The 332-nt window shown below is 66.0% G+C and carries 1 pseudogene; it reads right to left on the minus strand.

The window, feature by feature from the left end:
- Nucleotides 1-230 (minus strand): annotated as a pseudogene (locus ACFHW1_RS28905) (hypothetical protein); the annotation flags it as partial.
- Between the last annotated feature and the right edge of the window lie 102 nt (nt 231-332).

Here is a 332-nt window from a genome sequence, read left to right on the forward strand (position 1 = left end):
CTGATGGTTCCTCCCAGCCGTCGTCGGGCGCGGACCGGACGGGGGAGGAACCGGGCGAGCGCGGACAGGATTGCCCGGTCTGGCCAGGACAGCCCTGGTCGGCTGTGGACTTGGCGGCGGAGCACCGCGACCTCGTGGCGCAGCGCCAGCAGCTCCGCGAGCACGGCACCGTCACTGTGGGCCGTGGCGAGAAGAGCGTCGAACACGCGGATCGCGAACAGATTGATCAACTGGAAACGCCATAACCATGAAGGTGCCTCAAGCTGGCGAGGGACCAGTTCACAGCGCGTGCGACAGGTATTGGCACCGTACAAGCTGGGAGGAACCATCAA

Origin of the sequence: Micromonospora sp. LOL_014, from assembly GCF_048060245.1 — a bacterium.
Lineage (GTDB): Bacteria > Actinomycetota > Actinomycetes > Mycobacteriales > Micromonosporaceae > Micromonospora_E.